Genomic DNA, 24,170 nt, shown 5'->3' on the forward strand with positions numbered 1-24,170 from the left:
CGAGCCGTCAGGTGTCGCTCGTCAGACCGCCCTGGTGGAAGACCACCTGGGCGGACAGCCGTTCCAGCCCGGGGTCGCAGTCACGTACCCGGTCCACGGCGTGCCAGCTCTTGTCCCCCCGCACCAGGAGAACCCCGGTGTTGGCCGCCGGGACGACCCGCCGGACCACGTCGTCCACGGACGAGGAGCCGAGCAGCAGCAGATCACCGCCCCGGTCCTCGGGCCACGACTCGTTGAAATAGAGCACATGGGTGACCAGCTTCTCCGGCTTGTCCACATGCGGATCGAGCCAGCAGCTGCGTCCGTACCGCCAGAGATTGACCTCCACATGGGCGTCCTCCAGCGGCAGACCGGTCAGGGCGGCGACCGCTTCCCGGTAGCCGGGGGCGGTCACCTCCGCGACGAAGTCCCGCCAGGGGCCGGGGAGTGGGGCGGCCCCGTCATCGCCGTCACCGTCGCCGTCGGCTCCGAGGGGATGGAGCAGCCGGTGGTGCATCGCGTACGACTTGTCCATGCCCGTACGGGTGACCATGCGGAAACCGTCGCCCGGGAACGTCTCGCGCAGCGCGGCGACGTCCCCGGGGCGGAAGGTGTCGATGACGTGGTACCAGCGGAACGGGTCGTCCTCGACCGTGGTGCCGTCGAGGGAGACCATGGGGGTGTTCACGGGGCCTCCGTCGCGTGCAGCGAATCACGGGTGCCGGGCAGCAGGGACTTCTCGGCGTCCAGGACGAACCGTTCCAGCTCGGCGGACCCGACCGCGAAAGGGCAGTACTCGCGGCGGATCCGGGCCACGGCGTCCTCGGCCGTCACCTCGCCCAGCACGATGTCCAGGCAGGCCAGGGCGGCGCCCGTCCGCCCGTGTCCCCCGAAGCAGGCGACCTCGACCGTGGCACCGTTCCTCAGCTCGACGGCCAGCTCCTTGACGAGCGATATCAGCAGGGACGACTCCACCGGGGCCTCAAGCGTGGGCCAGAACACGAAGTAGGGGGTGCGGGCATCCGTCTCACCGCGCCAGCGTTCGTCGAGGTAGAGACCGAAGTCGGCGGGTTCGGCGTGGGGCGCGCGCAGCCGGCGCTCCGCGCTGTCCAGCGAGGTACCCCAGGCCTCGGCGTCGCCGACGCGGTAACGGGTCCTCCAGTGGCGGTCCTTCATGGCGTGGCTATGCCTTCCTTCCGCGGTGAACCGGCGTCGGCCGCACTGCCGACGGAACCGGGGAGCCAGTAACCGGCCGTGTCGTACGCGTCCGGGCCGAAGGACGCCTTGAACGCCGTCACCGATGTGCCGGGATAGGTGTCTCCCATGTGGAGCGTCCGGGCGCCCCGTTGGCAGGCGTCCTCGATCAGCAGATACAGCAGGTAGGAGGCGGCCTTGGTCCTGGCCGCCGCCGCCTTGTCCATGGCCGCCTGCCAGTACACGATCTGCGGCCCCCGGTGCAGGGCGACCAGCGCGGCGACGGGCCGCCCCTCGTGCCGCGCCAGCCAGACACGGCAGTCGGGCCCCAGCCGCCGGGCCACGGCGGCGAACTTGGCCTGCGGGTTCTTCTCCCGCACCCGCCGCCGCACCTGGTCGGCCGGCTCGTCCGACTGCTCGGCCCAGCGCTCGATCGACAGCTCGAAGAGCCGGTAGAACTCCGGGACCAGCCGTCCCGTACCGTCCTGTTCGACCGTCAGCCCCGCGCGTTCGGCTCGCCGCACCGCGTTGCGCACATTGCGGTGGAAGCGGTGGCGCCAGATGTGGTCGAGTCCCGTGCCGAGGTCCAGGATCTGGGTGAGCCGGGGATTGCGGAGGGTCCCCGGGGGGACCAGCGTGTCCCACTGGGCCGTCGTGGCGGGGTGCGGGCGCAGATAGATCCGCCGCGCGGGCAGCGACATCAGATCGCGCAGCACCGTGCGGGCGCGTTCGGGGGTGAGACCGTCCGGGGGCACGATCACCCCGCCGATCCCCCAGCCCGCGGGCCACGAGGCGTACTCGGCGCCCTCGCCGGTGCCGGTCCGGGCCAGCGGCACCAGGATCCGGGTGCCGTCCCGCCAGGTGTGGAGCCGGGTCGCGTCCTGCCACCCCTGGGTGCACAGCGCGTCCCGCCACCCCGGTGTCTGGCTCGGCAGCACGTCCGCTCCCGCCTCGGCGCACACCTCCTGCCACAGCGCGGTGGACACGGGCGTACGGACCTGGACGCCGTCCGGTTTCGCGTACCCGCTCACCGGAGGGCCTTCTCGGTGCCGCCGGGGGCCGCCGGATCGCCGGAGCCGCCCGGGGTCGCCGCTCCACGGTCCGCCGCGGCGGACCGGACGGAGGAACGCGAGGGGAGGACGGGACCGGCCTGAACGGAATCGGCCTGGTCGGAATCGGCCTGAACGGGACCGGGCGGGACGGCGGAATCGGTGGGTACGGGACCACGCGAGACGGCGGGACCCGCCGGTACGGGACCGGGCGGTGCGTCGGAATCGGGCGGTGCCTCGGAATCGGGCGCGCCCGGGTGGGCGGGTACCGACAGCAGATCCCGTACGCGTGCCATGTCGCCGCCCGCCACCCCCACACCCGCGAGCGCGGGCCCGATACCGCCGTACCGGGCGTCCACCTCGGCGAGCCAGCGTTCCATCGTCACCGGCGAGGTACGCAGCCGGGAGAGATAGTCCTCACGGGTGTGGCCGCGGCGCAGCCACTTGTCCCGGAACCGGTCGGCCGCGGCCAGCAGATCCGCGGTCCCGGCGGCGTAGTCGGCGGCGATCTCCCGCGCGGAGGCGCCGGCCAGTGACAGCAGGGCCGCGGTCACCACCCCCGTTCTGTCCTTCCCGAAATGACAGGTGATCAGGAACGGGCGGTCGGCCACCTGGGCGAGCGCCCGGAAGAGCCGGGTCCAGCTTCCGGGGACGGAGTCGGTCAGGATGCCGTGCAGATAGCGGGCGCGGTCCGCGACATCGGGCCGCCGGGCGGCGATGGTGTCGCGCGGGTAGCCGGTCAGCGGTACGCGCAGCCAGCGCACCCCGTGTGCCAGGAAACCCCTCGGCGGTCCGTAGCGCTCCACCTCCGGCGCGGATCTGAGGTCGAGCACCGTGGCGAGACCGTGCCGCTCGGCGAGCACACCCGCCTCCTCGGCCGTGAACGCCGTGACATCACCGCTCCGGTGCGCGATGCCGGGCCTCAGGCCGGTCGCGCGCGGCATACGGTGGTTGACTCCCGGGGTGTCCGGCACGGTGTTCACCGCCCTTCCCGGCCGGGCAGCGCGAGCGCCGCGGTGATCTCGCCCCAGAACCGGGGGAAGTCCGCGTTGGCGTCCGGCCCGTACTCCACCGTCACACACGGCAGGTCGTCCAGCGCGCCGAACACCGCGGCGCGGACGTCGGGTTCGGGGCGGGGGCCCGACAGCAGGCTCAGATAGTCGCTGTAGTTCCGCAGCTCACCCCCGGCGAGGACCGAGTCGCGCAGCGCCCCCGCGCGGTCGGCGACGGGCTCGATACGCCATCCCCGCCGGTCCCGGTCGGCCCGGGGCAGGACGATGCCCGCGGGCCGGGTGCCGGTGGCGATCGAGGCTCCGGTCAGCGCGGTGAACTCGTCCAGGTCCGTGAAGAGCCGCTTCCTGCTCTCGGGCCCGGTGCTCCAGGTCCCTTCCCGCGCCGTACGGAGGTCCCCCTGCCTCCGGCGCCGCAGCCGTGCGCGCTCGAACGCACCGCGCGCGGGATGGCCCGCGAGCAGGGCCGTACCGATGCCCACGCGCTTGGGCCAGCCCCGCAGCACGGGCGGGGCCGCCTTGTGGTCCGCCCAGACGACGAGGGTGTCGTCGGACACGAAGTCCGCCCCGCACAGGGTCACGGCGAGGAACGCCAGCGACGACTTCCCCCGGTGCTTGGGGCCGAGCATGACGATCGAGGCCCCGTCGGCGGCGACCGCCGACCCGTGCAGGAACACCGCGCCACGGCGGATGAGCTGGGTGCCGAGGAGGGAACCGAGCAGCCGGACCAGGGCCCGCACCGACAGCGAGAGGCCGTCGGGCATCTCGACCGTCATCTCCCGGGCGTCGGGCCGGGCGGTGATCACCAGGGGCGCGCTGTCCTGCTCGCCGTGGCGCACGACCACGGTCCGTTCGTGGGAGCTTTCGAGGACGGCCAGCCGGGGCCCGTCCGGGTGCAGCAGCATCTGCGGTGCGGTGAGCAGTTCCTGTTCGCCCGGAAGCGCCCGCCCGGCGCGCGGCACGACCCACAGGCGGGAGGCGCCCGGGGACACCGTGTCCGTGACCTCGAACAGCGGATGGACCAGGGCGGTGACCGCTTCGCGGAGACCGGGCACCTCGCTGTGGACGGTCAGCCCGGCGGGCGGCAGGGCGAGCCCGAACGTCTGTGTTCCGGCCGAAAACGGCGGGGACGGGGGGTGGCCTGTCTCGGGTGATACGGGGGCGACGGCCATGGGCCTCCTTCGTCCAGGGGCGTGGGTGCGCGGTGTCCCGCGGGGCCGCGCCGCCGTGGTGGTGGCCCGGGTGGTGCGCGGACCGACGCTGTGATCCTGACCGGCCGGAAAGCGCCGGGGAAGTGACTTTCCCTCACAATGGAACGGCGATCGGCCCCTGGCGCGTGTGGTTCCGCGGGGCGGAACGCGTGCCCGCCGGGCGGAACGCCGGACCGCCGGTGGAGCAGTGGACGGCCGGGGGTGTCGATGGACCCGTGCCGGCGCGCGGAGAGGGCACGTGCGGTGGCCTACCGCCCGGTCTTCCTGGATGTGTTGGGCGTCCGGGTGTGTTGGGCGTCCGAGGTCTGCTGGACGGAGGAGTGGCCGTCACTCGTACCGGCTGCCGCCGGTCAGGGGTGTGGTGACGACGGTGAGGAACACACAGACGGCCGGTGCGGTGGCGGAGCTGCCCGCCGCCCCCGCACCGGCGAGCGCCGTCCCCGGGACCGCGAGCACCAGGGCGTACAGATAGGGCAGACGGCCGCGCAGCCCCGTCAGCGCGGTCCGCCGGGCCGACCGCTCCGTGGCGCGCGCGACCCGCGCGGAGAACCGGGTGTGGTGGCGCAGCAGCAGCCGGTTGAGCGGCACGGCGGAGGCGGTGTCCCGGGCGTCCTGCTCGGTCGCGGTACGCACGATACGGCGCAGCGCCCGGGCCGCGTCGGCGTCCGGGCCCGCGAGCGCCGGCACCGGGGTGGCCGGAACGGTACGGCACAGGGGCAGCAGAGCGAGGGCGAGCAGGGGGTGCACCGCGAGAAGAACGGCCAATCGGGCGCAGCGGTCGGGGATATGACGGGCCGTCGGCGGAAACCGTGTGATGCCGCGGTCCCCCGGTTCCCGTGCCGGCACGTCCCCCGTGCCCGCCCAGCGGTCCAGCCAGGCGGCGCAGCACAGGGTCGCCGCGAGGGCGAGAAGCGGAAGGGCCGTGGGGGCGCCCGTCCCCGCCGCCCGCAGCACCGCCCCGGCGGCGGGCCCCGGCAGCGCGGCGGTGGCGCTCAGCAGGGCGGCCACCGCGACGGTGAGGTGCGCCCGGCTCACCACGCGGTCTCGTCGAGTCGTACGTTCCCGTCGGGCCGCATGTCCGTACGGCGCACGGAACCGTCCCGTCGCGCGGGCGCGCCGGACGCCGGGCCCCCGTCCGGCCGGGCGTCGCGGTCACCGGACACCGCGGTGCCGTCGGGGCCGCCGGATTCCGTGGTGCCGTGGAGTTCCGTTGTGCCGTGGGGTTCCGTTGTGCCGTGGGGTTCCGTGGTGCCGCCGGGGTCCGTCCGTGGCGGTGGGACGACCCGTACGCCGGTACGGGCGGTCCAGTCGTCGAGCACCGCGGCGAGCAGGGGGTCGGGTTCCGCCGTCAGCCGTACCGCACTCGCCCCCGCCTCGATACGGGCGCTGACCCTGGCGGCGCCTATCCGCCGCCAGGCCGCCTCGTCCGGGTCGGCCCCATCGGAGAACTCCGCGGACAGCACGGTCCGCCAGCCGTGGGGCAGAGTGCGCGCCAGCTCCTCCAGCCCGCACAGCCGCACGGTGCGGGGAAGCCCGCCGGGCAGCGGATCGCGCTCGTCCAGGAGGCCGAGGTGGATGTTCTCGGCCAGATCGGCGAAGCCCAGGCGGCAGGGCCGTGCGGGCACGACCACCTCGCCGCCGGAGCGGGCCCCCGGCGGGTCGGGGAGCGTGGCCGCCGCGCGCTCGACGACCGCCAGGTGACGTTGTGTCAGCCTCCAGTGCCGTACGGCCGACAGGTCCACGCGCCCCAGCCGGTACACGGACGGAACGAGCGCGACCGCGGCGAGGAGCGGGCCCGCCGGAGCGTCGGGCCGGTCGCCGACGGTGAGCGCGGCGGCGAGGGCGGCACCCACCGCCAGGGCTCCCGCGAGGACGTCGGCCACCCGGGTCTCGCGGCGGCGCGCCGTCCAGCCCCCGCGGCCAATGCCCCGCGCGCCCGGACCTGTCGGCCGGAGCGCCAGACAGAGGGCGGCGACGGCGCAGAGGGCGGGTACGAGGGCGGCTGCCGGCGCCTGCTCCGGCGCGATGACCGCGAGGGCTGCGCACAGTGCGGCGACGGTCAGCGTGCGGGTACCGAGGTCCGCGAGGCGGACGGCGGCCTGCCCCGGCTTGGGTTCCCAGCGGATCGCGACACCGGCCGCCGCGTACAGATGCGGTTCCAGGCTCACCCACGTCCGATGGCTTCCGGAGCCGGCCAGTCGGCGCACTGCCCGCAGCAGCCGGGTGCGGGCCGCCCGGTCCCACGCGGCGGCCGTGGGGGCCTCCGCGGCCCCGCGCAGCGCGGCCCCGGCCCGGTACAGCAGCCAGCACCCGCCCAGCCAGCACAGGACCGGGAGGGCCGAGCGCACGGGGAGCAGGACAGCCGCCGCGCAGGAGGCGCTCTGGAGGAGTGCTCCGAGGAGCAGGCCGGGCGGCCCCGCGAGCCCCGTCATGTCGCCCGGGCCGGACGGTCGGGGGCGGCCACGCTCCGGACGGGCGGACAGGCGTCCAGAGCCTCGTCGGCGCGATGCCTGAGGGGGTCCCACGCCAGGCCCGCGGCGGGCGCCTCGCGCACCAGGCGGGCGATGTCCGCCGTACGGAGGGCACGGTCCCGGGAGGAGCGGCCGGACAGCGGCGGACCGGCCACAAGGCGGCCCCACGGAGCGTAGTCGTGAGACGCGCGTGCGGACCCGGGCAGGTCGTGCGTGCGTGTGTCGCGGGAGGGCCGTTCCAGGCATCCCGCGTCGGACGGCAGTACCTGTCTCCGTACGGCCGCGACCACGTACCGCCGGGTGACCCCGTGGACGAGGGGCCTCTCCCGCCCGCTCCCGGAGATCAGCACGAGACGCCCCAGCGGGGCGCAGTCGGCCGTACGCACTCCGAGGACGCGTTCGGCCTCACCCGGCGTGAACACCACCTTGGGCGGTGTCTCGGGGAGATCGGCCACCCGGCGGGACGCGCCGCCGTGCCGCAGCAGCGCGGCCCCGCGCACCCGCCCGGCCAGGCCGAGCCCCTCCAGCGTGCCCCAGCGGAACCTCGGCAGCAGTCCCGCGCCGACGGCCCACCAGCCGCCGGGTCCGGGGACGAGTACGGTCCGGTCACCGCTGAGGAGACGGCCTTCCCTGCGGGCGAGTTGCAGGGCCAGGGTGCTCTTGCCGGCCCCGGAGTCCCCGAGGAACAGGACGGCCCTGCCGGTGCGGTCCGTCGCCGCGGACGCGTGCACGGTCACCCCGCCCCGGGCCGCGAGTTCGGCCGCCACCAGTGCGCGCAGCAGGATCTGCCCGGTCCTGGCGCGCTCCGCCGGTCCGGTGGCGTCCTCGTGGAGGATCGACCAGCCCTCGTCGTCCCGGACCAGGGCGTGCCGTGGCAGCCCCGGTTCCGCCGACTCGGGCGGGCGGTGGGGGGCGCGTACCCAGGAACCGTCCCGTGCGGGGCGGTAGTACTCCTCCCGCAGCCTGCCCGGCGGGCCCGAGGCGATGCGCTCCAGCCGCTCCAGGGCGGTGGTGTGTCCCGTGGAGCGGATGTCCAGCGGCACCCGGTCGGGCCGGGGCCAGGGGGACGGCCGGGAGGTCACCAGATGGGCGGCGACGGCCGTGGACTCGGCGTCGCCCCCGGGGCCCGCCGCCGTGCCGTGCCAGGGGCCGCGCCCGGTGCCCTGCTCGGTCGTCACCCGGGCGCCGTCCGTGTATGTGGTGCCGTCCGGGGGCTCGGTGGCTTCCGGGAACCCGGTGCCGTCCGCGGTCTCGTACGCGCTGCTGTTCGCCGTATCGGTCGCCGTGGTGTCCGCCGGGGTGTTCCCGGCGCCGTTCTCCGCGGTGTAGGACCAGGTGACCGGCCCCCAGTCGGCTATGACGGTACGGGGGGCGGGCGGTGGGGGTGCCATCTCAGGACGCCTCCGCGCGCCGGGCGGTCAGCAGCGCCGGCAGCAGACGCCCCGCCAGATACTCGTCGCGCGCCGTGCTGAGCGTGCGCTCGATGAGGTCCACCGGTTCCTCGCCGTAGATGCCGGCGACGCTCCCCCGGAAGAGGCGTACGACCTTCAGCCGCTCGGCCAGCAGGGCGACCGCCCACTCGCTCAGATCCCGGCACACCACATCGGTCAGGCCCGCCTCCCGGAGTTGGCGCAGCCGCTCCGGGAGGGAGGTGACGAAGAAGACGTCCGGAGGGTGCACCTCGTGGAAGGCGTCCGACGGACCACCGCCGGCGGGCGCCAGGCTGACCTCTTCGGTGGCGACGAGCAGTCCGCCGGGGCGCAGCAGCCGGGCGGCCTCGCGCAGCACCGCGCCGGGCCGGGGGAAGTGCGGCATGGAGCCGGTCACCACCACCGCGTCGAGCGAGGCGCCGGGCAGGGGCACTTCCGTGGCGTCGGCGCAGATCTCGGTCACGTCCGAGCGTCCCTGCGCGGCGCTGATGCGCCGACTGACGGCGCAGTGCTCGGGCACGAGGTCGACGCCGTACATCCGGGCCACTCCGGGGCCTTCGGCGGCCAGTGTGTGCACCATGTGACGCAGCGCGCCGCCGAAGCCGCTCCCGAGCTCGCACAGGGTCAGTGCCGGACGCGGGACGTCCTCGCGGCCGACCGTCTCACGGACGGCGCCGGTGACGAGGTCGCACCCCTGGGGGCCGAAGTGGCCCATCTGATCCAGCCCCAGCAGCCCGCGCGGTCCGCTCTCCCCGGTGAACTCGACGATGGAGCGCTCGGTCCGCTCCCAGTCGTGCAGCGCGGGGAAGAGGTCGCGGTGGTAGCGGTACTGCACCCCCGTCTGGTCGCCCCCGGACGGGTCCGCCACCGGAGTCACCATGCCGTCCGCTCCTTCGAGACGAAGTGCACCAGCAGGACGTGCCGGTACTGTTCCGCCCGGTCGGTCACCGGCATCACCGTGTGCCAGGAGCGGGGCGAGGGAACGAGCAGGACCGAGTCGGTCAGTCCCGGCAGGACCTCGGCGGCGACGTCGTCCTCGGACGGGGAGCGCAGGATGCGCAGGGCTCCGCTCCAGTCCGGGCGCCAGCCGTCGTTGAAGTACCAGGTCTGGGTGACGATCTTGTCGGCGCGGTCGGTGTGGGGGTCGATCCACGAGCCGGGGCCGTACCGTACGGCGCGCACCTCCAGCTCGCAGCCGCCGAGGTCCTGGCCCGTCGCCTCGGCGACCGCCGTGCGGTAGGGGGCGTCGAGCAGGGATTCGACGAGGGCGTGCCACAGGGAGGTGAGCCGGCGCATGCCGTCCGGTACGGGGACGCCGTCCTGGACGAGGGAGAGGTTCCAGGTGCGGTAGCCCTTGCCCGCTCCGGTGCCCTGGGCCCGTTCGGTGAGCGTGAAGCCCTCGGAGGGGAACTCCGCCGCGAGGGCGCGCCTGGTGGCGGCCCCCGGGACGGAGTCGCCCACCAGGCCCCAGGCGAAGGGATCGTCGGCCATGGTGGTGCGGGCGATGGCCTCCCAGTCGAGTACCGAGGTGGTCGTCATGCGGCTTCTCCCGTTCCGTCCGCGCCGGTGCCGGCCGTCTCCGCGCGGTGCTTGTCCGCGTCGGCCGGCCGGGTGCCGGGCGCCTGTGCCGCGTCCTGCGGTGTGCCGGACGCCCGCGACCCGGCTGTGTGTGGTGCGTCCGCCGGTGTTCGGACCGTGTGTGTTCCGGCCGCCGGTGATCCGGCTGTGTGTGCTGCGGCCGCCGGTGATCCGACTGTGTGCGTTCCGGTTGTGTGCGTGCCGGCCGTGTGTGATCCGGCCGTCCCGGCTGGGTCGCCCGTCCCGGACGGCACCTCGATATGCGCTCCGGTGAGGGCGAGCTTCGCCGGCAGGTCCTCGTAGCCGCGGGCCAGATGGCCCACGCCGTAGAGCCGGTGGGGCGCGCCCGTGCCCAGTGCGGCGAGGAGCAGGGTGGCGGCAGCCCGGAGGTCGGTGGCGACCAGGGGCCGGGGCGCGGCGTGCAGCGGTCCGGGGGTGATGTGGAGTTCATTGTCCTTCCGGATGAGCCGGGCGCCCATGGCGCGCAGGCCCTCGGCGTAGCGGAAGCGGTCGGTCCATACCCCGTCCGTCAGCCGGGACGGTTTGTCGGCTCCGAGCAGCATCAGGGCGAACAGCGGGCCCGCGTCGCTGTACAGATGGTGCGAGCTGGCGAGGACCCGGGCGGCGTTGAGGTGTTCGGGCGGGCGTACGCGCAGCAGGGACCCGTCCCAGTCCAGGGGTACGCCCATGGCGGACAGGCACTCCAGCTCCGGGGCGAGACCCGCCCGGACCAGGTCCGGGCGCTCCAGCAGCAGATCGGCCTCACGGCGCAGATGGACCGCCCAGGCGATGAAGGTGACGACCTCCATCAGGTCGGAGGGAAGGGTGAGTTCGGCGCCGTCCAGGGGGCCGCCGAGACCCTCCACGGTGATCCGCCGCGGCGCGATCTCGATCCGGGCGCCGGCCGCGCCCAGCAGCCGTGCCAGCTCCAGGGCGTCGGGCTTGGGATAGGGGTCGGTCAGCACGGTGGTCCCGCGCGCGGTGACGGCAGCCAGCAGAGCCGTCTTGGTCGCGCCGGAGTAGTGGGGGCCGGTGAGGGTGCCGGTGCCCGGCTCGGTGTCCGCGTAGTCCGCGAGGTCGATCCGGGTCCCCCGGAGTCCCCCGGGCGGGGCGGTGGCCCTGAATCCCTCGGCGCCCGCCTCACAGCGGGCGCCGAACCGCTCCAGGACGGAGGCCATGTGGGACAGCGGACGGGCGCCGCCCGTCCCGCCTCCGATGGCACACCCTCCGTGGGCGCCGGAGACGGCCTCTCCCCGGGCGGCGAGCAGGGCCGGCAGCAGATACACCCCGCCGTGGATGCCCGCGCTCAAGTCGCCGGGGATCCGGGTCCCGCTGAGCCCGGAGGCGTCGACGGTGACGCGTGGCCCGTCGTCGACGACCGAGGCGCCCAGGTGCCGGAGTGTCGCCGAGAGCACCCTGCGGTCCTCGATGCGCGGGGCGTTGCCGATCCGCCACGGGCGGTCGGAGAGGCAGGCGGCGGCCAGAGCCGGCACCAGCAGGTGCTTGAAGCCGCCCATGCTCAGCGTGGGGCGCGGAAGGGCCTCCGTGCCCTGGACGACGTTCCAGTAGGGCGGCGCCTGTCCGTCGGGAGAGGGACGGCTGTCGGGGCGTAAGCCCTGTGCGGCGGTGGCGGATGGAGTGTTCGGCACGCGGCTGCTCCTCGGGATGTGGTCAGCCGGGTGGTGGCGTCACCCGGCCGGGTGGGCAAACCCGTCCCCGGCGCCCTCGCCCGGGTGGGCGAGGACCAGCACGAGGAACCACGGCTTGCGTGACAGCTTGTCGAACCGTTTTCCGAACTGCTCCCGGTGGGCCGGGTCGGCCCGGGGCTCGTACAGTTCGCGGAGAACGAGCCCGGCGCGGTGCACATCGTCGATCATCCGGCCGAGCGGGCGCCGGAAGAACCGGACGACCGGAGTCGGGGGCCCGAAGCTCGGCCACTCGTCGCGCAGTTCCTCCACGCGGAAGTAGTCGCCGCTGGGCGAGATCTCGAAGTCGTTGAGGGGGTGGTGGGTGGACAGGACGGCGGTCCCTCCCGGCGCCAGGACGCGCCGGAACTCGGACAGCGGCCCGGCCCAGTCCTCCAGGTAGTGCAGGGTCAGTGAGGACACCACGACGTCGATGGACGCGTCGGGCAGGAAGGCGAGCGGCTCCCGGAGGTCGTGTACGCGTACCTCGGCGCTCTCCCCCAGCCGCTCGCCGGCCAGCTTCACCAGTGTGGGACTGGCGTCCAGCGCGACGACCTCTGCGCCCTGGTCCACGAGCCAGCGGGTGAGGCGTCCGCCGGCGCATCCGGCCTCCAGCACCCGCCGGCCGTCCAGCGGCGGGCACTTGCTCTGGACGGCGGGGCGGTCGAGCAGTGTGTTGTAGATGTTGTCCGCACTGCCCTGGTCGTACTGGACTGCGAAGTCCTCGTAGCTCATGGGACGAGCCATGGTGTTCCACTCCTCATCGCGCACCGGGACGGCCGGTCCGCGGCCGGGTGTCCCGGCGCTGTGGCCGTGCCGGGGCTCTCGCTCGGCCCCGGTGACCCGAACGATGCCGTCACGGGCGGGGTACCGCCTCCCGGAGGGAACCTATCGCGCCATTCCGGTCACCGGCGGAGGCGTTTCGCGCGCCGGAACGGAATTCCCCGGGAACGGCGGCGCAGGTCGCGTCCAGGATGTCCAGCGCCTCCTCGACCTGCTCGTCGGTGGCCACGAGGGGCGGCAGCAGACGGATCACCCGGGGCTGCCCCAGGCACGGGGAGACCACGAGCCCCCGCCGGCTCAGCTCCAGCAGCACATCGCCGCCCGCCCCGGCCGGGCCGAACTCCACGCCCCACAGCAGTCCCCGTCCGCGTACGGCGGTCACCAGGTCCGGATGACGGCGCCGTAGCCGCTCCAGGCCGTCGGCCAGGAGGGACTCCAGCCGCCGGCCCCGGGGGGCGAGGTCCTCCACGGCCCGCAGTGCGGCGCTCCCGGCCGCCGCGCCGAGCGGATGGCCCGAGAAGGTCGTGGAGTGCACGAACGGGTCGTCGAGCAGCGGCGCGTACAGCTCCTCAGTCGCCACCAGGGCCGACAGGGGCTGGACGCCCCCGCCCAGGGCCTTGCCGAACAGCACGGCGTCGGGCGCGAGGGGGAGTGTGGTGCTCAGTGCCCGCTCCCCGCACCGGCGCAGACCTGTCTGGATCTCGTCGGCGATCACGAAGGCACCGTGCCTGCGTGCCTCGTCGGCGAGGGCCGCGAGGAAGGCGGGTTCCAGGGGCCGTACCCCGCCCTCGCCCTGGACCGGCTCGACGATGACGGCGGCGACGTCACCGCGGGCGAACGCCCCGGGTACGGCCGCCGGATCCGGCGGCACATGCGTCACCCCGCCGAGCAGGGGTTCGAGCGACCCGCGGTAGCGGGGGTGCCAGGTGGTGGCGAGCGCGCCCAGCGACTTGCCGTGGTAGGCCCCTTCCACGGCGACGACCCGGGCGCGGCCGGTGGCCAGCCGGGCGAGCTTGAGGGCGGCCTCCACGGCGTCGCAGCCGTTGAGGCCCAGCCAGACCTTGGTCAGCCGGCCGGGATCGGCGTACGCGGCGAGTTCGGCGGCGAAGCGGACCGTGGTGGCGTTGGCCAGGACGCGGGTGGAGACGGCCATGGTGCCGAGTTCGGCGCCGACGGCCCGGAGCACATCCGGGTGCCGCCGTCCGAGCAGGGTGACCGCGTAGCTGCCGAAGTCCAGGGCCGAGCGCCCGTCCGACAGCTCGACCCGGGCTCCCTCGCCGCCCGCCTCGACCGCGCCCGCGCCGTTCATGCCGTAGAGGAGCGCCATGCGCGGTGACTGGTGTTCGCGCAGCCGGCCCAGGACGGCTCGTGCCGTGCCCGAGGTGTCCGGGCGCCCGTCCCCGGCCGTCCCGCTCATGCCCGCCCGCCGCCCACCGCGGCGGGCCGTGCGGCGTCCGGATCGTCGAACGGGGCCTCCTCGCGGAGGCCGAGGGTCTGGACGAACCACTGGTGGACCGCCGCCGTCGCATAACCCCCGGAGGGCAGGAAGAACGAGACCGTGGCGGCGAACCGGCCGGAGTGCAGGGAGTCGGGCCCGACGCCGTGGACCGAGATCTGGGTCTGGAGCACGGTCGGCCGGGCGGCCGTGCTGCGTACGCAGGCGCCGTCCGTCCAGCGGTAGCGCACATAGTCGAGGTCGGGGCGGCGTTCCAGCAGGGCGAGGACGGCGTCGCGTGTGGTGGGGAAGGTGTAGGCGAGGCCGTCGCGTTGGACCCCGGTCACCTCTCCCCTGGCCACATCGGCGAGGATCGCCCGCACATGGCGGTTCCACTCGTGCGAGGCGTCCGCGCAGCGGTAGAAGACGGGGATACGCGGATCGAGTCGCCGCCAGAACTCCCCGGACGGCCCCTCATGCAGCAGCGCCCGCGCGCCCTCCGCCGAGCCGGAGCGGCGCAGCAGCTCGAAGGCCGTGTCCTCGTCGCCGTCGAGCAGCGCGCGGCCGATCAGATGGGTCTGCCTGGGGCCGCCCGGCACCCCGAAGCGCTGGGTGTCGTAGTAGTTGACGAAGAAGTGGTTGTGCCGCTGCGGTCCTTCGGAGAGGGTCTTGGCGGATGTCTCGTCGAGACCTCGGACCACGAGCCGGAAGTGATTGCCGTCGAGGACCCCGGTCCGCAGGGCGGTCGTGCCGGTCCCCTGTTCGGTCACCCGCCAGAGCAACTCCCCGGTGGCGGACCGCCCGTGTTCATTGGCGCGTTCGACGTCCGGCGGGGCGAGTACCCCCGCCACCGAGACGTACTGCTCGGTGATGCCGTCCTCGTCCTTCAGTCCCGCGGCGGCCACGTCCCCCGGTCCGACGCCGAGTGCGGTGGCGAGACCGGCCAGGGCCTGGTGTGTGGTGAGACCGTTCTTCCACAGGCGCAGATAGGTGTGTGTCGAGGCGTCGGGGTGTGTGGTGTCGAGCCCGAGGCTCTCCGTGACGCGGAAGTCCTCCGGCCGGACTTTGAGCAGCGGCATGGGCATCAGTGGGTCACTCCGGGGTCTCGGGCGGCCGGATGGCTGCCCGGGGTCTCGGGCGGCGGCCGGGAGGGCTGGGCTGGTGGATACCGCTGCGATGGTGGGCTGCTCCCCGTGCGGCAGCCGCCGGCACGGGTCCGGCGGGTGCGCCCCGCACTGGGGGAGCAGCTTCTCCTGGTGTCTGCTGCCCGCTGCCTTCGGCGTTTCCGTGTCCGGAGCGGTGGGCCCGGCCGCCCGGCGCACGGGCCGGACGGGCGCCTCCGCCGGATACGACCGACACGACGACCACTGAAGTGGGATCACTTGGATGCATTCATCGATTGTCAGGTGATGACTCAATGGCGCCGAGCCGTGGCGGCAGTTCTGGGCAAGTCTCAACCGGACGGGACGCCCAGGAAAAGGGGTGTTCCATGTGCCGAAACAAAATCCTGGTCCGTCTTGCTGCGCCGACGGCCCGCTGCCTATCGTGGCCGAGCTGTCCGGGCCCTGTCGGGAGTCGCGATCGCCCTTGTCGGCCCTTTCACTTTTACCCGCCGCAGGAAGGCCCTTGCCTGCCATGGAGAACTCTCTGGCTCAGGTCCCCGTTCCCGAACGGCATGTCCTCGAAAGACGACTGACGGACTTTCTGGAAGAACGCGGACTCAAAATCGACGATGTGCTCGGCGAAACCGATCAGGGCGTCGGCGCTCCGGTGCTCGCGGTGGCCTCCGGGTCCGTACTGGCCGGCTTCGGCAATCACCGGAGCGATCTCGATCTGCTGCTGGTCGTCGAGAGCGAACGGCTGACACGGTTCCCCGTCCAGTCGCACCGGCACGGCACCCTGATCGACGTCAACATCCGCAAGGCCGAAGCGGTCCGGGAGCACACCGCCCGGCTGCGCGACAGCGCCTGGCCCCGGTTCGGCTCGGTCACCCAGGACGCCTGGAACCACCGGCGCCGCACCATCAAGACGACGACCCGCCTCGCCCTCGGTCTGCCGCTGTCCGTCACCGAACCGTGGGACGCCTGGCACGCGGGCCTGGGCGCGCCCTGGCTCGCCCGGGTGGTCGAGCAGTGGTGGACCGTGGAGGCCCGCCGGCTGGCCCGCGCCGCGCGGCTGCTCGCAGCCGAGCGGCCCATGGTGGCGGCCACCCGGGGGCGCGAGGCCGTCGTGGCGGCCCTGAACTCCCGGGCCGCCGCCGCGGGGCAGCTGTACTTCACCGAGAAGTGGGCGGGTGAGAAGCTCCGGGCCTCGGCCGACCGTGAGGGCCTCGCGGCGCTCAGGGAGGTGCTCGCTCCCCCGTCGGCGCCCCGGGAGCGGGTGGCGCGCTGTCTGGGGCTGGTCGAGGAGCTGACGGGCCCGGTTGTGCCCCTGCATTCCGTGCTGCGCTGGGCGACCGGTGTCGGAGCGGCGGAGCTGGAGGACCGTACGGTCGTCGACCGCTGGCAGCTGCGGGCGCTGGAGGTGCACCGCACCGGGCTGCCGCCGGCCGGGGGCGAGGACATCCTGTGGTCGGGTCCGCCGAACGCCGATCCGCCCCCGGACATCCAGCGGCTGTTCGTGCACGACATGCTGTGGCTCGGTGTCGCGGAGCCGGACGGGGAGGGATGAGGATGACGACATCGGCGAGTGTCGGGGCACCGGAGCGGGAGGCGCTCCCCGATCTGCGCCGGCATATGGCGTTCCGGGCGCATGGAGCGGTCCGGCTGCTGCTCAAGTGCCGTGCGGCCCTGGAGGACATCGAGGGCGCGGTGGCGGCGGGGCAGCCCGAGGTCGCCGTCCTCATGGCGTACGACCTGGTGCAGCTCTCCCTGTCCGTACGGGGGCTCCGCACCCACGGCGAGCTGTCCTTCGCGGCGGAGCAGGTGAGCTTCGACCCGTTCGCGGGAGTACCGGAGGGGGAGGTCGAGGAAGGGCTGCGGCTCGCCGGGGATCTGGAGGCCGTCACCGAGGGCCGGGGCGGGGCGTGGCTCGACGAGCTGCGTGAGCATCTGGCGGTCACGGAACGGCAGTTGGGCTACTCCCGGCCGCTGCCCGACGTCCGGTCCGGCTCCGGTCTGATGAAGGGGTTCAAGCTGGCCCGCACCTGGTCGCCGCAGATGCTGCGGCTGGGGCTCCCGGACGTCATGCCGGGCAACTGGACCCAGCGTGACGACTGAGCCGCGCCCCGGAACCGGCGCGGACGGCGGCGGTCCCCCGGCGCTGGCACTGCACGGGGTGACCAAGCGCTACGGCTCCCTGACCGCGCTGGACTCGGTGGATCTGGAGATCGCGCCGGGCGAGATCGTGGGCCTGCTCGGGCACAACGGCGCGGGCAAGACCACGCTGATGTCGATCGCGGCGGGACTGCTGCACCCGGACGCGGGCCGGGTACGGGTGATGGGCGTGGATCCGGTCACCGATCCGCACGGCGCCCGCAGCCGGCTCGGACTGGCTCCGCAGGAGCTAGGGGTGTATCCGCCCCTGACGGCCCGCCAGAACCTGCTGTTCTTCGCCGAACTCGCCGGTCTGCGCGGCCGGGCGGCGCACAGCCGGATCGAGGAGATCGCCGGGCCCCTCGGGCTGACGGAGCTGCTCGGCCGCCAGGTGGCCCGGCTGTCGGGCGGGGAGCAGCGGCGCGTCCACACCGGGATGGCGCTGCTGCACCGCCCACGGCTGCTGCTGCTGGACGAGCCGACGGCCGGTGTGGACGTACAGACCCGTGAACAGCTGCTGGAGCTGGTGCGCTCGATGGCGGCCCGGGGCACCGCGATCTGCTACTCGACGCACTATCTGCCCGAGGTGGAGGCACTCGACGGCTCCGTCGCCATTGTGAACCGGGGGCGGATGGCCGCCCGGGGCACCCTCAAGACCCTGGTGCGGCGGTACGGCGACAGCGCGGTCGAGCTGACCTTCTCGGGCCGCCCCCCGGAGGCGGTGCTGCCCTGGCCCGTGGTGGCGGACGGCCGCGTCCTGCGGGTGACGGTGGATCAGCCGCATCTGGCCGCGCCCCGGGTGCTGGAGGCGCTGGGCGGGTCCGCCGGTGAACTGGTCAACCTCCGGATCGTCCAGCCGAGTCTGGAGAGCGTGTTCCTCCAGGTCACGGGCCGGCGGTACGACGCGGAAGCGGAACCGGCGGCCCGGACGGGGCCGGACGGGGTCATGGAGGCGGGAGCGGGAGAGGACACACATGGGTGAGGGTTCGCTGGGGCGGATCGCCGCGCTGGTCCGGCACGACATGCGGCTCCAGCTGCGCGATCCGGCCCCCCTGGTCGTCCGTACGGTGATGCCGCTGCTGCTCATGGGCTTTATGCAGCCGCTGTTCCGTACGGCGTTGCGCGCCGAGCGGGTCGAGGGCGCCACCGGCGCCGAGCAGGCGGTCCCCGGTATGGCGGTGATGTTCACCTTCTTCCTGGTGAACCTGGTCGGGTTCGGGGTGTTCCGGGAGCACGGCTGGAAGACCTGGGACCGGCTGCGGGCCGGACTCGCCCGCCCGGGTGAGATCGTCGTCGGCCGGATCGCCGTGCCGCTCGGTGTGGCCGCGCTGCAGCTGACGGTGGTCTTCCTGGTCGGGGGGCTCCTGTACGACCTGCGGGTGCGGGGCTCCTGGCTGGGGCTCGTCGCGGTGGGCGCGGCGCTGGCGCTGTGCGTGGTGCTGTTCGGCATGGCGCTGGTGTCGCTGTGCCGGACGGTCGCCCAGCTGGCCGTGTTCGCCAATCTGGCCGCGCTGCTCTTCGCCGGGCTGGGCGGGGCGCTCACGCCCCTGTCCTCGCTGCCCGACTGGGCCGGCCCGTTCGCGCCCGGGGTGCCCACGTACTGGGCGATGCGCGGCTTCACCACGGTCGTGCTGGACGGCGGCGGCCCGGGTGCGGTGGTGCTGCCGGTGGTGGTCCTCGCCGGGTTCTCGCTGGGGTTCGCCGTGCTGACCATGGTCTTCTTCCGCTTCGAGCACCGAAAGGTGTCGTGGTCGTGATGGTCCGGCGAGACAGGGAAGACCCGGCGGTGGCCGGGACCACGGTCCCCAGCGGTGCCGCCGGGCCGGACGGCGGCACCGTGGTGGTCTTCGACTGCTTCGGGACGATCGTCGGCGAGCTGCGGCCCATGCCCGGGCCCGAGGAGTTCACCGGCTGGGTCACCAAGACGCTGGCCGTGGACAGGCAGACGGCCGACGACATCGTGAACTCGGTGTTCACCACCCTCCTCGACGCGCTCGTCGACAAGTCCGCCCTCCAGCCCGCGACCCTCGATCTGCTGGACGAGGCCCTGCGGGAGCGCGGCGAGGCGCGTTCGGCGGAGGATCTTCACACTGCGCTGTGGTACGCGCTCGGCTGCGCCGACGACGACCGGTACGAGCTGTGCGAGCCGGCCGCGGTGGCCATGCGCCGGGTGGCGGACGCCGGTCACACCGTCCGGCTGCTGTCGAACTGCTATCTGCCGGGCGGCCTCATGCGCAGGCTCCTGGGCGGTCTGGGGGTGCCCGAGGTGTTCGACCGCGCCCACTTCACCGCCGACGGCGGCCCGAAGAAGCCCGACGCCCGCGCATTCGAACTGATCGCGGCCGGATCCTTCGGCCGCAGGATCATGGTCGGCGACTCGGCCGACAACGACATCGCCCCGGCCCGGCTGCTCGGCTGGGACACCGTACCGGTCGATCCCGCCCGTCCCGACTTCTCCGGACTCTACGCGCTGCTGGATCTGTGACCGTTTCCGGGAAATCCGTGTTCCACCCAGAGAAATCCCCCGGGATAGCCGGGTATTCACACGAATAGCCTCTGACGAGTGGCGTAACAGCGCAGCGCACGGCCCGTACGGCACGTCTTCCCACCGGACCTCCTCTCACCTCCACCCGGTCCTCTCCGTCCTTGGATCCGTCCTCCCGCCTGCCCGAACTGTTTGTCCGACTGTTTGCCCGACCGATTGGTCTGCTGCCTGATCAACCGTTTGTCCTTCCGCGTGTCTTCCTGCGTCATTCCGAAGGAGCTTCGGATGAAAGTCCTGGTCATCTGGCCGCCGCACATCCCCAGCTATTTCAACGCCGGTCACCACACCCCGCTGTACATGACGGCCGGACATCTGCGCCGGCAACCGGCCGTGGAGCAGGTCGACGTACGGGACACCGGGGTGCTGAACACCCACTGGAAGGCGGTCGGCGACCTTCTCTACCAGGGCCGGTACGACGTCATCGCGATGATGAACGACTTCGACGCCGTCGACGGCTTCGAGCGCTTCACCGCCTACGCCCGTGAGCTGTCCCCACAGAGCCGTCTGATCACCTTCGGCCGGCTCAGCAGCATGAACCCCGGCTTCTTCCAGCGCTACGGCCTGGACGCGATCGTGCAGTCCGGTGACTACGAACCAGGTGTCGCGCACTACATCGCGTCCCTGGCCGGTGGCACGAGCGGCACCGCGCTGCCCGGGGTCGCGGTGCGCGAGGGCGACCGGTGGATCGCCCCCTCGCGCGAGGGGGACAGCCTGCCCGCCGACCAGTGGACGCTGCCCGACGTACGGGAGATCCCCTACGACCACTACGACCGGCTCTACGCCCGGGACGAGGACAAGTTCTGCGGGATCCCCTTCCGCCGTGAACTGGTGGTGCCCGCGGCGCGCGGCTGCCCCATCGGCTGCGAGTTCTGCGAGGTCCACGAGATCTTCGGGCTGCGGGAGCGCAGACTGTCGGTGGACGACACCGTGGCGTACATCGAAACCAGCATGCGGGCCCTGCCGTTCGAGTACGTGGCCTTCTACGCGCCGACCTTCACCCTCGACAAGCGCTGGGTGCGCGAGCTGTGCGGCCGGTTCCTCGACGGCCCGGTGTCACCGCGCTGGAAGTGCGCCACCACGGTCCACCACGTCGACAAGGACCTCGTGGAGCTGATGGGACGGGCGGGCTGTGTCCGTATCTCGGTGGGGCTGGAGACCCTCGAACCCGACGGGCACGGCGCACTGCCCCGGGCCAAACGCGTACACGAGGAGCGGTTCCGGGAACTCGCCGCGCAGTGCGCCCGGGCCGGAATCGAGCTGAACGCGTTTGTGATCGTCGGGCTGCCCGGCACCGGGGCGGAGGGGGCCGGGCGCACCCGCGAACTCGTCGGCGAGGTCGGCGCCCGTTTCCGGCCGACGATGTACACCCGGCTGCACGACATGACACCCACGATGACGCCCCTGGAGATCAGCCGGTACAACCGCCAGCTCATCGCCGACCCCGGCCACGCACCGGACGACGGGCTCTACGACTTCCTGTTCGGCACGGAGACCCGGGTCACGTCCGTGTACGAGCGCATTCCCGTCGCCTCCTCGGCCCGGAGCGAGGAATGACAGCGCGGACCGTCCTGCCGGACCCGGCGGAAGCCGGGGAGGTCCCGTTCCCCACCCGGCGGGCCGTGTGGGAACTGCCGTGGGAGCCCCGGCGGCAGCGTCCCGGCGTACTGAATCTCAAGAGCTGCGAGCTGCGCCACCCGGAAGCCGAGGAACTGGTCCTGGCGGCGGCGGGCCGGCTGACGGCAGCCGATCTGCTGCACTACCCCTATCAGCAGGCGCTGCTGGCGGAGCTGGGCGACTACCACAGGACCGACCCGGCGGGCATCCTGCTCACCGCGGGGTCCGACAGCGCGGTCGGTCTGATCGTCGACGCCCTGGCGTCCGGGACGGGGCTCATCCTGCACGAGCCGGCGTTCGAGAGCTGGCGGTCCTACGCCGCGCTGCGGGAGGTGCCGGTCGTGAGCGCTCCCGCGCTCGACGCGGGCCTCTCCCGCCTCCGGCTGACCACTCTCCACTCCCGGATGGCGGCCCACCCGCCCGCGGTGGTGGTGCTGACCAACCCCGGGAGCCCGTCCGGTCTGGCCCTGTCCCCGGCGCAGATCCACGAGACGGCCGAACTGGCGCGCCGTACCGGCCATCTGCTGGTCGTCGACGAGTGCTACGGCGCCTTCACCGGCATCACCCATGTGCCGCTGGTCGCCTCGTCACCCCATCTGCTGGTCGTCCGCTCGTACTCGAAGACGTTCGGACTCGCCGGCGCCCGTGTCGCCTCGGTGTTCGCCTCGCCCGCGCTGGTCTCGTATCTCTCCCGCTTCCGCCCGGACAGCACCGTCTCGGCGACCGCGCTGGCCCTGCTGCGGGCGGTCCTGGCGGACGGGGACCGGTTCACCGAGGTGTGGCGGGACGTACAGGCGATACGCTCCGCCTTCATACGGCGGGTGCTGGCCGGACACCGGGGGTGGCGCGCCCTCGAACCCGGCGGCAACTATGTGACCTTCAGTACCGGTGACCACGGCGTACCCGACCGGATGGCCCGCCATCTCGGCCGGCACGGCTTCCGGATACGGTCCCTCCAGCGCGTCCCCGGGCTGGAGGGCTGTCTGCGGGTGTCGCTGGCGGACGGGCCGACCATGAGCCGGGTCGCCGATCTGATGAACGCGCCGGTGACGGCGCCATGAGCGGGGCGGCGCCGTCCCGCATCGTCGTTCTCGGGAGCCCGGGGAGCGGCAAGTCCACGTTCTGCCACGCCCTCGCGGCCGGTACCGGACTGCCGCTGATCCACCTCGACGACCTCTACTGGCGTCCGCGGTGGGTCAGGCCCCCGGCCGAGGAGTGGGAGCGGCTGGTCGAGCGGCTCGCCGCCGGACCGTGCTGGATCATCGACGGCAATTTCGCCGACACCGTACGCCACCGTGTCGAACGCGCCGACACGGTCGTGCTGTTCGACCGGCACCCCTGGCTGTGTGCCGCCTCCCTCGTACGGCGGTCCCTGCGGCTGCGCCGCGACGTCGCGCTGGGGCGCGGTCACCGGGACTACGTGCCCCGCGGTCTCGCCGGCCACGACCCGCCGGTGCGCAGCCTCACCGCCCTCGTACGCAAGGCCCTCGGCTTCCGGGCACGGGAACTGCGCGCGATGGGACCCCTGCTGGCACGGACGTCGGCCCCGGTACTGCGGTGCCGCAGCCGGCGCGAACAGGCCCGGCTGCTGCGGTGGCTGTCGGCCGAGGTACGCCGGGGGCCGGGCAGCCCCGTCCCGCCGGATCCGGAGGTGGTGTGTGCCTGCGCCGAGCGGCGGCCCCACGCGGCCGCGGCCGGACCCACGGCGGCGCGGACGGGGCACGCCCGTCCGCCGGCACAGGAGAGGAACGCATGACGATGGAAGTGAGCGCGGAACAGGGGCGGACGGAGAACTTCACCGCACTGCTCGGCTCCGGGTGGTACAGCCCCTGGACGCCGCCTCCTCCGTCGGCGTCACCGCCGACGGAGGAGAAGGACGGCGGCGCCGACCGTATCCGGGCGGTGGCCGAGAGCGGATTCGCCGCGCTGGCGGTCCCCCGGGAGTTCGGGGGATCGGGGGCCGGCCTGGTGGAGGTGGCGTCGGCGCAGCGCGCGCTGGGCACCGCCGACCCCTCGGCCGCGATCGCCCTGAACATGCACTCGTTCACGGTGGGTCTGATGACCGACTACTGGCTCCGGCACCGGGACACCAGCTGGATGCTGCTGGAGGGCATCGCGGGGTCCCAGGCGCTGGTCGCCTCCGCCTTCGCCGAGCCGGGCGGCAGCCCGAACTTCATGAGCAGCCGCTCGTCGGCGACCGAGACGGGCAAGGGCTATGTGGTGTCGGGGACCAAGTACCCGTGTTCCCTGGCCTCCACGGCGACCCTGGTGTGTCTGACGGCACACATCGAGGCGAGTGACGAGACGATCCTCGCCCTGTGTCCCGCGGGCTCCCCGGGGCTGACGGTGGAGGGGGACTGGCCCTCCCTCGGCATGACCGCCTCGGACACGGCCCGGCTGGTGCTGCGGGATGTGGAGCTGGACGAACGGCTCGTCTTCCACCGCGGTCCGGCGGATGTGGTCGACGACACGGTGGTCTCGGGGATGGTGTGGTTCGCGGTGCTGCTCAGCGCCACGTACCACGGGATCCTCACCTCGCTGCTGGATCTGGCGTTCCGTCAGGTGAGCGCGTCCGGGCAGTACGGGCCGCGCGCGAACCTGCTGGGCCGGGCGACCAGGGAACTGCTGGCGTTCGGCGGCGCGTGCCGGCAGCTCGGCCACGATTTCGAGGACGGCCGGATCTCGGGGCACGCGGCCCTCGCCGCGGCGGTCGCGCTGCGCGCCACCCTCAGCGATGTACGGGACCGTGTCGTCTCGGCCCTGACCCCGGTGGTGGGCAGCCGCCTGTACACCCGGGGCCATCCCGCGGCCGGGCTCCTCGTGGACAGCATGGCCGCACATCACCACCCCCCGAGCCTGCTCGTCTGCGACCGGGTGGTCGCGGACCACAGCACCGGCCGTGACATCGGCTTCGATCCCGTGGGCTGAGGGG

Annotated in this window: 23 protein-coding genes; 9 read left to right on the forward strand and 14 right to left on the reverse strand. The window is 73.5% G+C overall.

What is annotated here, in order from left to right; translation table 11 throughout:
- Positions 1 to 7 precede the first annotated feature (7 nt).
- From ACIBCM_RS08655 to truD, 14 genes are all read right to left on the reverse strand, one after another.
- Positions 8 to 667, reverse strand: a complete 660-nt coding sequence (locus ACIBCM_RS08655; protein WP_399241217.1) for a 2OG-Fe(II) oxygenase — start codon at positions 665 to 667, stop codon at positions 8 to 10.
- The gene (locus ACIBCM_RS08660; RefSeq protein ID WP_399241218.1) at positions 664 to 1,155 is read right to left on the reverse strand and encodes a hypothetical protein; all 492 of its coding nucleotides are present in this window, start codon (positions 1,153 to 1,155) and stop codon (positions 664 to 666) included. The genes ACIBCM_RS08655 and ACIBCM_RS08660 overlap by 4 nt, the downstream gene beginning before the upstream one ends.
- Positions 1,152 to 2,204 carry a GNAT family N-acetyltransferase gene (locus tag ACIBCM_RS08665; RefSeq protein ID WP_399241219.1) on the reverse strand — a complete coding sequence of 351 codons (1,053 nt, stop codon included), beginning with the start codon at positions 2,202 to 2,204 and terminating at the stop codon, positions 1,152 to 1,154. Before ACIBCM_RS08665 ends, ACIBCM_RS08660 begins: the two co-directional genes overlap by 4 nt.
- On the reverse strand, positions 2,201 to 3,205 hold the full coding sequence (locus ACIBCM_RS08670) for a tyrosine-protein phosphatase (protein WP_399241220.1): 1,005 nt from the start codon (positions 3,203 to 3,205) through the stop codon (positions 2,201 to 2,203). Before ACIBCM_RS08670 ends, ACIBCM_RS08665 begins: the two co-directional genes overlap by 4 nt.
- A complete protein-coding gene (locus tag ACIBCM_RS08675; protein ID WP_399241221.1) occupies positions 3,202 to 4,404 on the reverse strand; it encodes a hypothetical protein in 1,203 nt (400 codons plus the stop codon). The genes ACIBCM_RS08670 and ACIBCM_RS08675 overlap by 4 nt, the downstream gene beginning before the upstream one ends.
- 366 nt (positions 4,405 to 4,770) lie before the next feature.
- Positions 4,771 to 5,478, reverse strand: coding sequence for a hypothetical protein (locus ACIBCM_RS08680; RefSeq protein WP_399241222.1), 708 nt, complete (start codon positions 5,476 to 5,478; stop codon positions 4,771 to 4,773).
- The gene (locus tag ACIBCM_RS08685; RefSeq protein ID WP_399241223.1) at positions 5,475 to 6,875 is read right to left on the reverse strand and encodes a hypothetical protein; all 1,401 of its coding nucleotides are present in this window, start codon (positions 6,873 to 6,875) and stop codon (positions 5,475 to 5,477) included. Before ACIBCM_RS08685 ends, ACIBCM_RS08680 begins: the two co-directional genes overlap by 4 nt.
- The gene (locus ACIBCM_RS08690) at positions 6,872 to 8,305 is read right to left on the reverse strand and encodes a hypothetical protein (protein ID WP_399241224.1); all 1,434 of its coding nucleotides are present in this window, start codon (positions 8,303 to 8,305) and stop codon (positions 6,872 to 6,874) included. The genes ACIBCM_RS08685 and ACIBCM_RS08690 overlap by 4 nt, the downstream gene beginning before the upstream one ends.
- Before the next feature lies 1 nt (position 8,306).
- The gene (locus ACIBCM_RS08695; protein WP_399241225.1) at positions 8,307 to 9,224 is read right to left on the reverse strand and encodes a class I SAM-dependent methyltransferase; all 918 of its coding nucleotides are present in this window, start codon (positions 9,222 to 9,224) and stop codon (positions 8,307 to 8,309) included.
- A complete protein-coding gene (locus tag ACIBCM_RS08700; protein WP_399241226.1) occupies positions 9,218 to 9,883 on the reverse strand; it encodes a 2OG-Fe(II) oxygenase in 666 nt (221 codons plus the stop codon). Before ACIBCM_RS08700 ends, ACIBCM_RS08695 begins: the two co-directional genes overlap by 7 nt.
- Positions 9,880 to 11,571 carry a hypothetical protein gene (locus tag ACIBCM_RS08705; RefSeq protein ID WP_399241227.1) on the reverse strand — a complete coding sequence of 564 codons (1,692 nt, stop codon included), beginning with the start codon at positions 11,569 to 11,571 and terminating at the stop codon, positions 9,880 to 9,882. Before ACIBCM_RS08705 ends, ACIBCM_RS08700 begins: the two co-directional genes overlap by 4 nt.
- 39 nt (positions 11,572 to 11,610) lie before the next feature.
- Positions 11,611 to 12,354 (reverse strand): class I SAM-dependent methyltransferase, encoded by a 744-nt coding sequence (locus ACIBCM_RS08710; RefSeq protein WP_399241228.1) that lies wholly within the window; start codon positions 12,352 to 12,354, stop codon positions 11,611 to 11,613.
- A gap of 109 nt (positions 12,355 to 12,463) precedes the next feature.
- The gene (locus tag ACIBCM_RS08715) at positions 12,464 to 13,807 is read right to left on the reverse strand and encodes an aspartate aminotransferase family protein (RefSeq protein ID WP_399241229.1); all 1,344 of its coding nucleotides are present in this window, start codon (positions 13,805 to 13,807) and stop codon (positions 12,464 to 12,466) included.
- Positions 13,804 to 14,904, reverse strand: a complete 1,101-nt coding sequence (gene truD / locus ACIBCM_RS08720) for a tRNA pseudouridine(13) synthase TruD (RefSeq protein ID WP_399241230.1) — start codon at positions 14,902 to 14,904, stop codon at positions 13,804 to 13,806. Before truD ends, ACIBCM_RS08715 begins: the two co-directional genes overlap by 4 nt.
- A gap of 556 nt (positions 14,905 to 15,460) precedes the next feature.
- Between truD and ACIBCM_RS08725 the strand changes: the two genes are divergently transcribed.
- From ACIBCM_RS08725 to ACIBCM_RS08765, 9 genes are all read left to right on the forward strand, one after another.
- A complete protein-coding gene (locus ACIBCM_RS08725; RefSeq protein ID WP_399241231.1) occupies positions 15,461 to 16,495 on the forward strand; it encodes a hypothetical protein in 1,035 nt (344 codons plus the stop codon).
- Positions 16,496 to 16,497: 2 nt separating this feature from the next.
- The gene (locus tag ACIBCM_RS08730) at positions 16,498 to 17,043 is read left to right on the forward strand and encodes a hypothetical protein (protein ID WP_399241232.1); all 546 of its coding nucleotides are present in this window, start codon (positions 16,498 to 16,500) and stop codon (positions 17,041 to 17,043) included.
- Positions 17,033 to 18,061, forward strand: a complete 1,029-nt coding sequence (locus ACIBCM_RS08735; RefSeq protein WP_399241233.1) for an ATP-binding cassette domain-containing protein — start codon at positions 17,033 to 17,035, stop codon at positions 18,059 to 18,061. The genes ACIBCM_RS08730 and ACIBCM_RS08735 overlap by 11 nt, the downstream gene beginning before the upstream one ends.
- On the forward strand, positions 18,054 to 18,836 hold the full coding sequence (locus ACIBCM_RS08740; protein ID WP_399241234.1) for an ABC transporter permease: 783 nt from the start codon (positions 18,054 to 18,056) through the stop codon (positions 18,834 to 18,836). Before ACIBCM_RS08735 ends, ACIBCM_RS08740 begins: the two co-directional genes overlap by 8 nt.
- Positions 18,836 to 19,564 (forward strand): HAD family hydrolase, encoded by a 729-nt coding sequence (locus ACIBCM_RS08745; protein ID WP_399241235.1) that lies wholly within the window; start codon positions 18,836 to 18,838, stop codon positions 19,562 to 19,564. Before ACIBCM_RS08740 ends, ACIBCM_RS08745 begins: the two co-directional genes overlap by 1 nt.
- Positions 19,565 to 19,849: 285 nt before the next feature.
- Positions 19,850 to 21,178 (forward strand): B12-binding domain-containing radical SAM protein, encoded by a 1,329-nt coding sequence (locus ACIBCM_RS08750; RefSeq protein ID WP_399241236.1) that lies wholly within the window; start codon positions 19,850 to 19,852, stop codon positions 21,176 to 21,178.
- A complete protein-coding gene (locus ACIBCM_RS08755; protein ID WP_399241237.1) occupies positions 21,175 to 22,299 on the forward strand; it encodes an aminotransferase class I/II-fold pyridoxal phosphate-dependent enzyme in 1,125 nt (374 codons plus the stop codon). Before ACIBCM_RS08750 ends, ACIBCM_RS08755 begins: the two co-directional genes overlap by 4 nt.
- Complete coding sequence (locus tag ACIBCM_RS08760; RefSeq protein WP_399241238.1) at positions 22,296 to 22,994, forward strand: hypothetical protein; 699 nt, start codon at positions 22,296 to 22,298, stop codon at positions 22,992 to 22,994. Before ACIBCM_RS08755 ends, ACIBCM_RS08760 begins: the two co-directional genes overlap by 4 nt.
- Positions 22,991 to 24,166 carry an acyl-CoA dehydrogenase family protein gene (locus ACIBCM_RS08765; RefSeq protein ID WP_399241239.1) on the forward strand — a complete coding sequence of 392 codons (1,176 nt, stop codon included), beginning with the start codon at positions 22,991 to 22,993 and terminating at the stop codon, positions 24,164 to 24,166. Before ACIBCM_RS08760 ends, ACIBCM_RS08765 begins: the two co-directional genes overlap by 4 nt.
- Positions 24,167 to 24,170 lie beyond the last annotated feature (4 nt).

The organism is Streptomyces sp. NPDC051018, assembly GCF_044456085.1.
Taxonomy (GTDB): Bacteria; Actinomycetota; Actinomycetes; order Streptomycetales; family Streptomycetaceae; genus Streptomyces.

Coding starts and splice junctions, on each gene's coding strand:
- ACIBCM_RS08660 (WP_399241218.1), bottom strand. CDS start 1,155: ATGAAGGACCGCCACTGGAGGACCCGTTACCGCGTCGGCGACGCCGAG.
- ACIBCM_RS08675 (WP_399241221.1), bottom strand. CDS start 4,404: ATGGCCGTCGCCCCCGTATCACCCGAGACAGGCCACCCCCCGTCCCCG.
- ACIBCM_RS08685 (WP_399241223.1), bottom strand. CDS start 6,875: ATGACGGGGCTCGCGGGGCCGCCCGGCCTGCTCCTCGGAGCACTCCTC.
- ACIBCM_RS08690 (WP_399241224.1), bottom strand. CDS start 8,305: ATGGCACCCCCACCGCCCGCCCCCCGTACCGTCATAGCCGACTGGGGG.
- ACIBCM_RS08695 (WP_399241225.1), bottom strand. CDS start 9,224: ATGGTGACTCCGGTGGCGGACCCGTCCGGGGGCGACCAGACGGGGGTG.
- ACIBCM_RS08700 (WP_399241226.1), bottom strand. CDS start 9,883: ATGACGACCACCTCGGTACTCGACTGGGAGGCCATCGCCCGCACCACC.
- ACIBCM_RS08710 (WP_399241228.1), bottom strand. CDS start 12,354: ATGGCTCGTCCCATGAGCTACGAGGACTTCGCAGTCCAGTACGACCAG.
- ACIBCM_RS08715 (WP_399241229.1), bottom strand. CDS start 13,807: ATGAGCGGGACGGCCGGGGACGGGCGCCCGGACACCTCGGGCACGGCA.
- truD (WP_399241230.1), bottom strand. CDS start 14,904: ATGCCGCTGCTCAAAGTCCGGCCGGAGGACTTCCGCGTCACGGAGAGC.
- ACIBCM_RS08725 (WP_399241231.1), top strand. CDS start 15,461: ATGGAGAACTCTCTGGCTCAGGTCCCCGTTCCCGAACGGCATGTCCTC.
- ACIBCM_RS08730 (WP_399241232.1), top strand. CDS start 16,498: ATGACGACATCGGCGAGTGTCGGGGCACCGGAGCGGGAGGCGCTCCCC.
- ACIBCM_RS08740 (WP_399241234.1), top strand. CDS start 18,054: ATGGGTGAGGGTTCGCTGGGGCGGATCGCCGCGCTGGTCCGGCACGAC.
- ACIBCM_RS08745 (WP_399241235.1), top strand. CDS start 18,836: ATGGTCCGGCGAGACAGGGAAGACCCGGCGGTGGCCGGGACCACGGTC.
- ACIBCM_RS08750 (WP_399241236.1), top strand. CDS start 19,850: ATGAAAGTCCTGGTCATCTGGCCGCCGCACATCCCCAGCTATTTCAAC.
- ACIBCM_RS08755 (WP_399241237.1), top strand. CDS start 21,175: ATGACAGCGCGGACCGTCCTGCCGGACCCGGCGGAAGCCGGGGAGGTC.
- ACIBCM_RS08760 (WP_399241238.1), top strand. CDS start 22,296: ATGAGCGGGGCGGCGCCGTCCCGCATCGTCGTTCTCGGGAGCCCGGGG.
- ACIBCM_RS08765 (WP_399241239.1), top strand. CDS start 22,991: ATGACGATGGAAGTGAGCGCGGAACAGGGGCGGACGGAGAACTTCACC.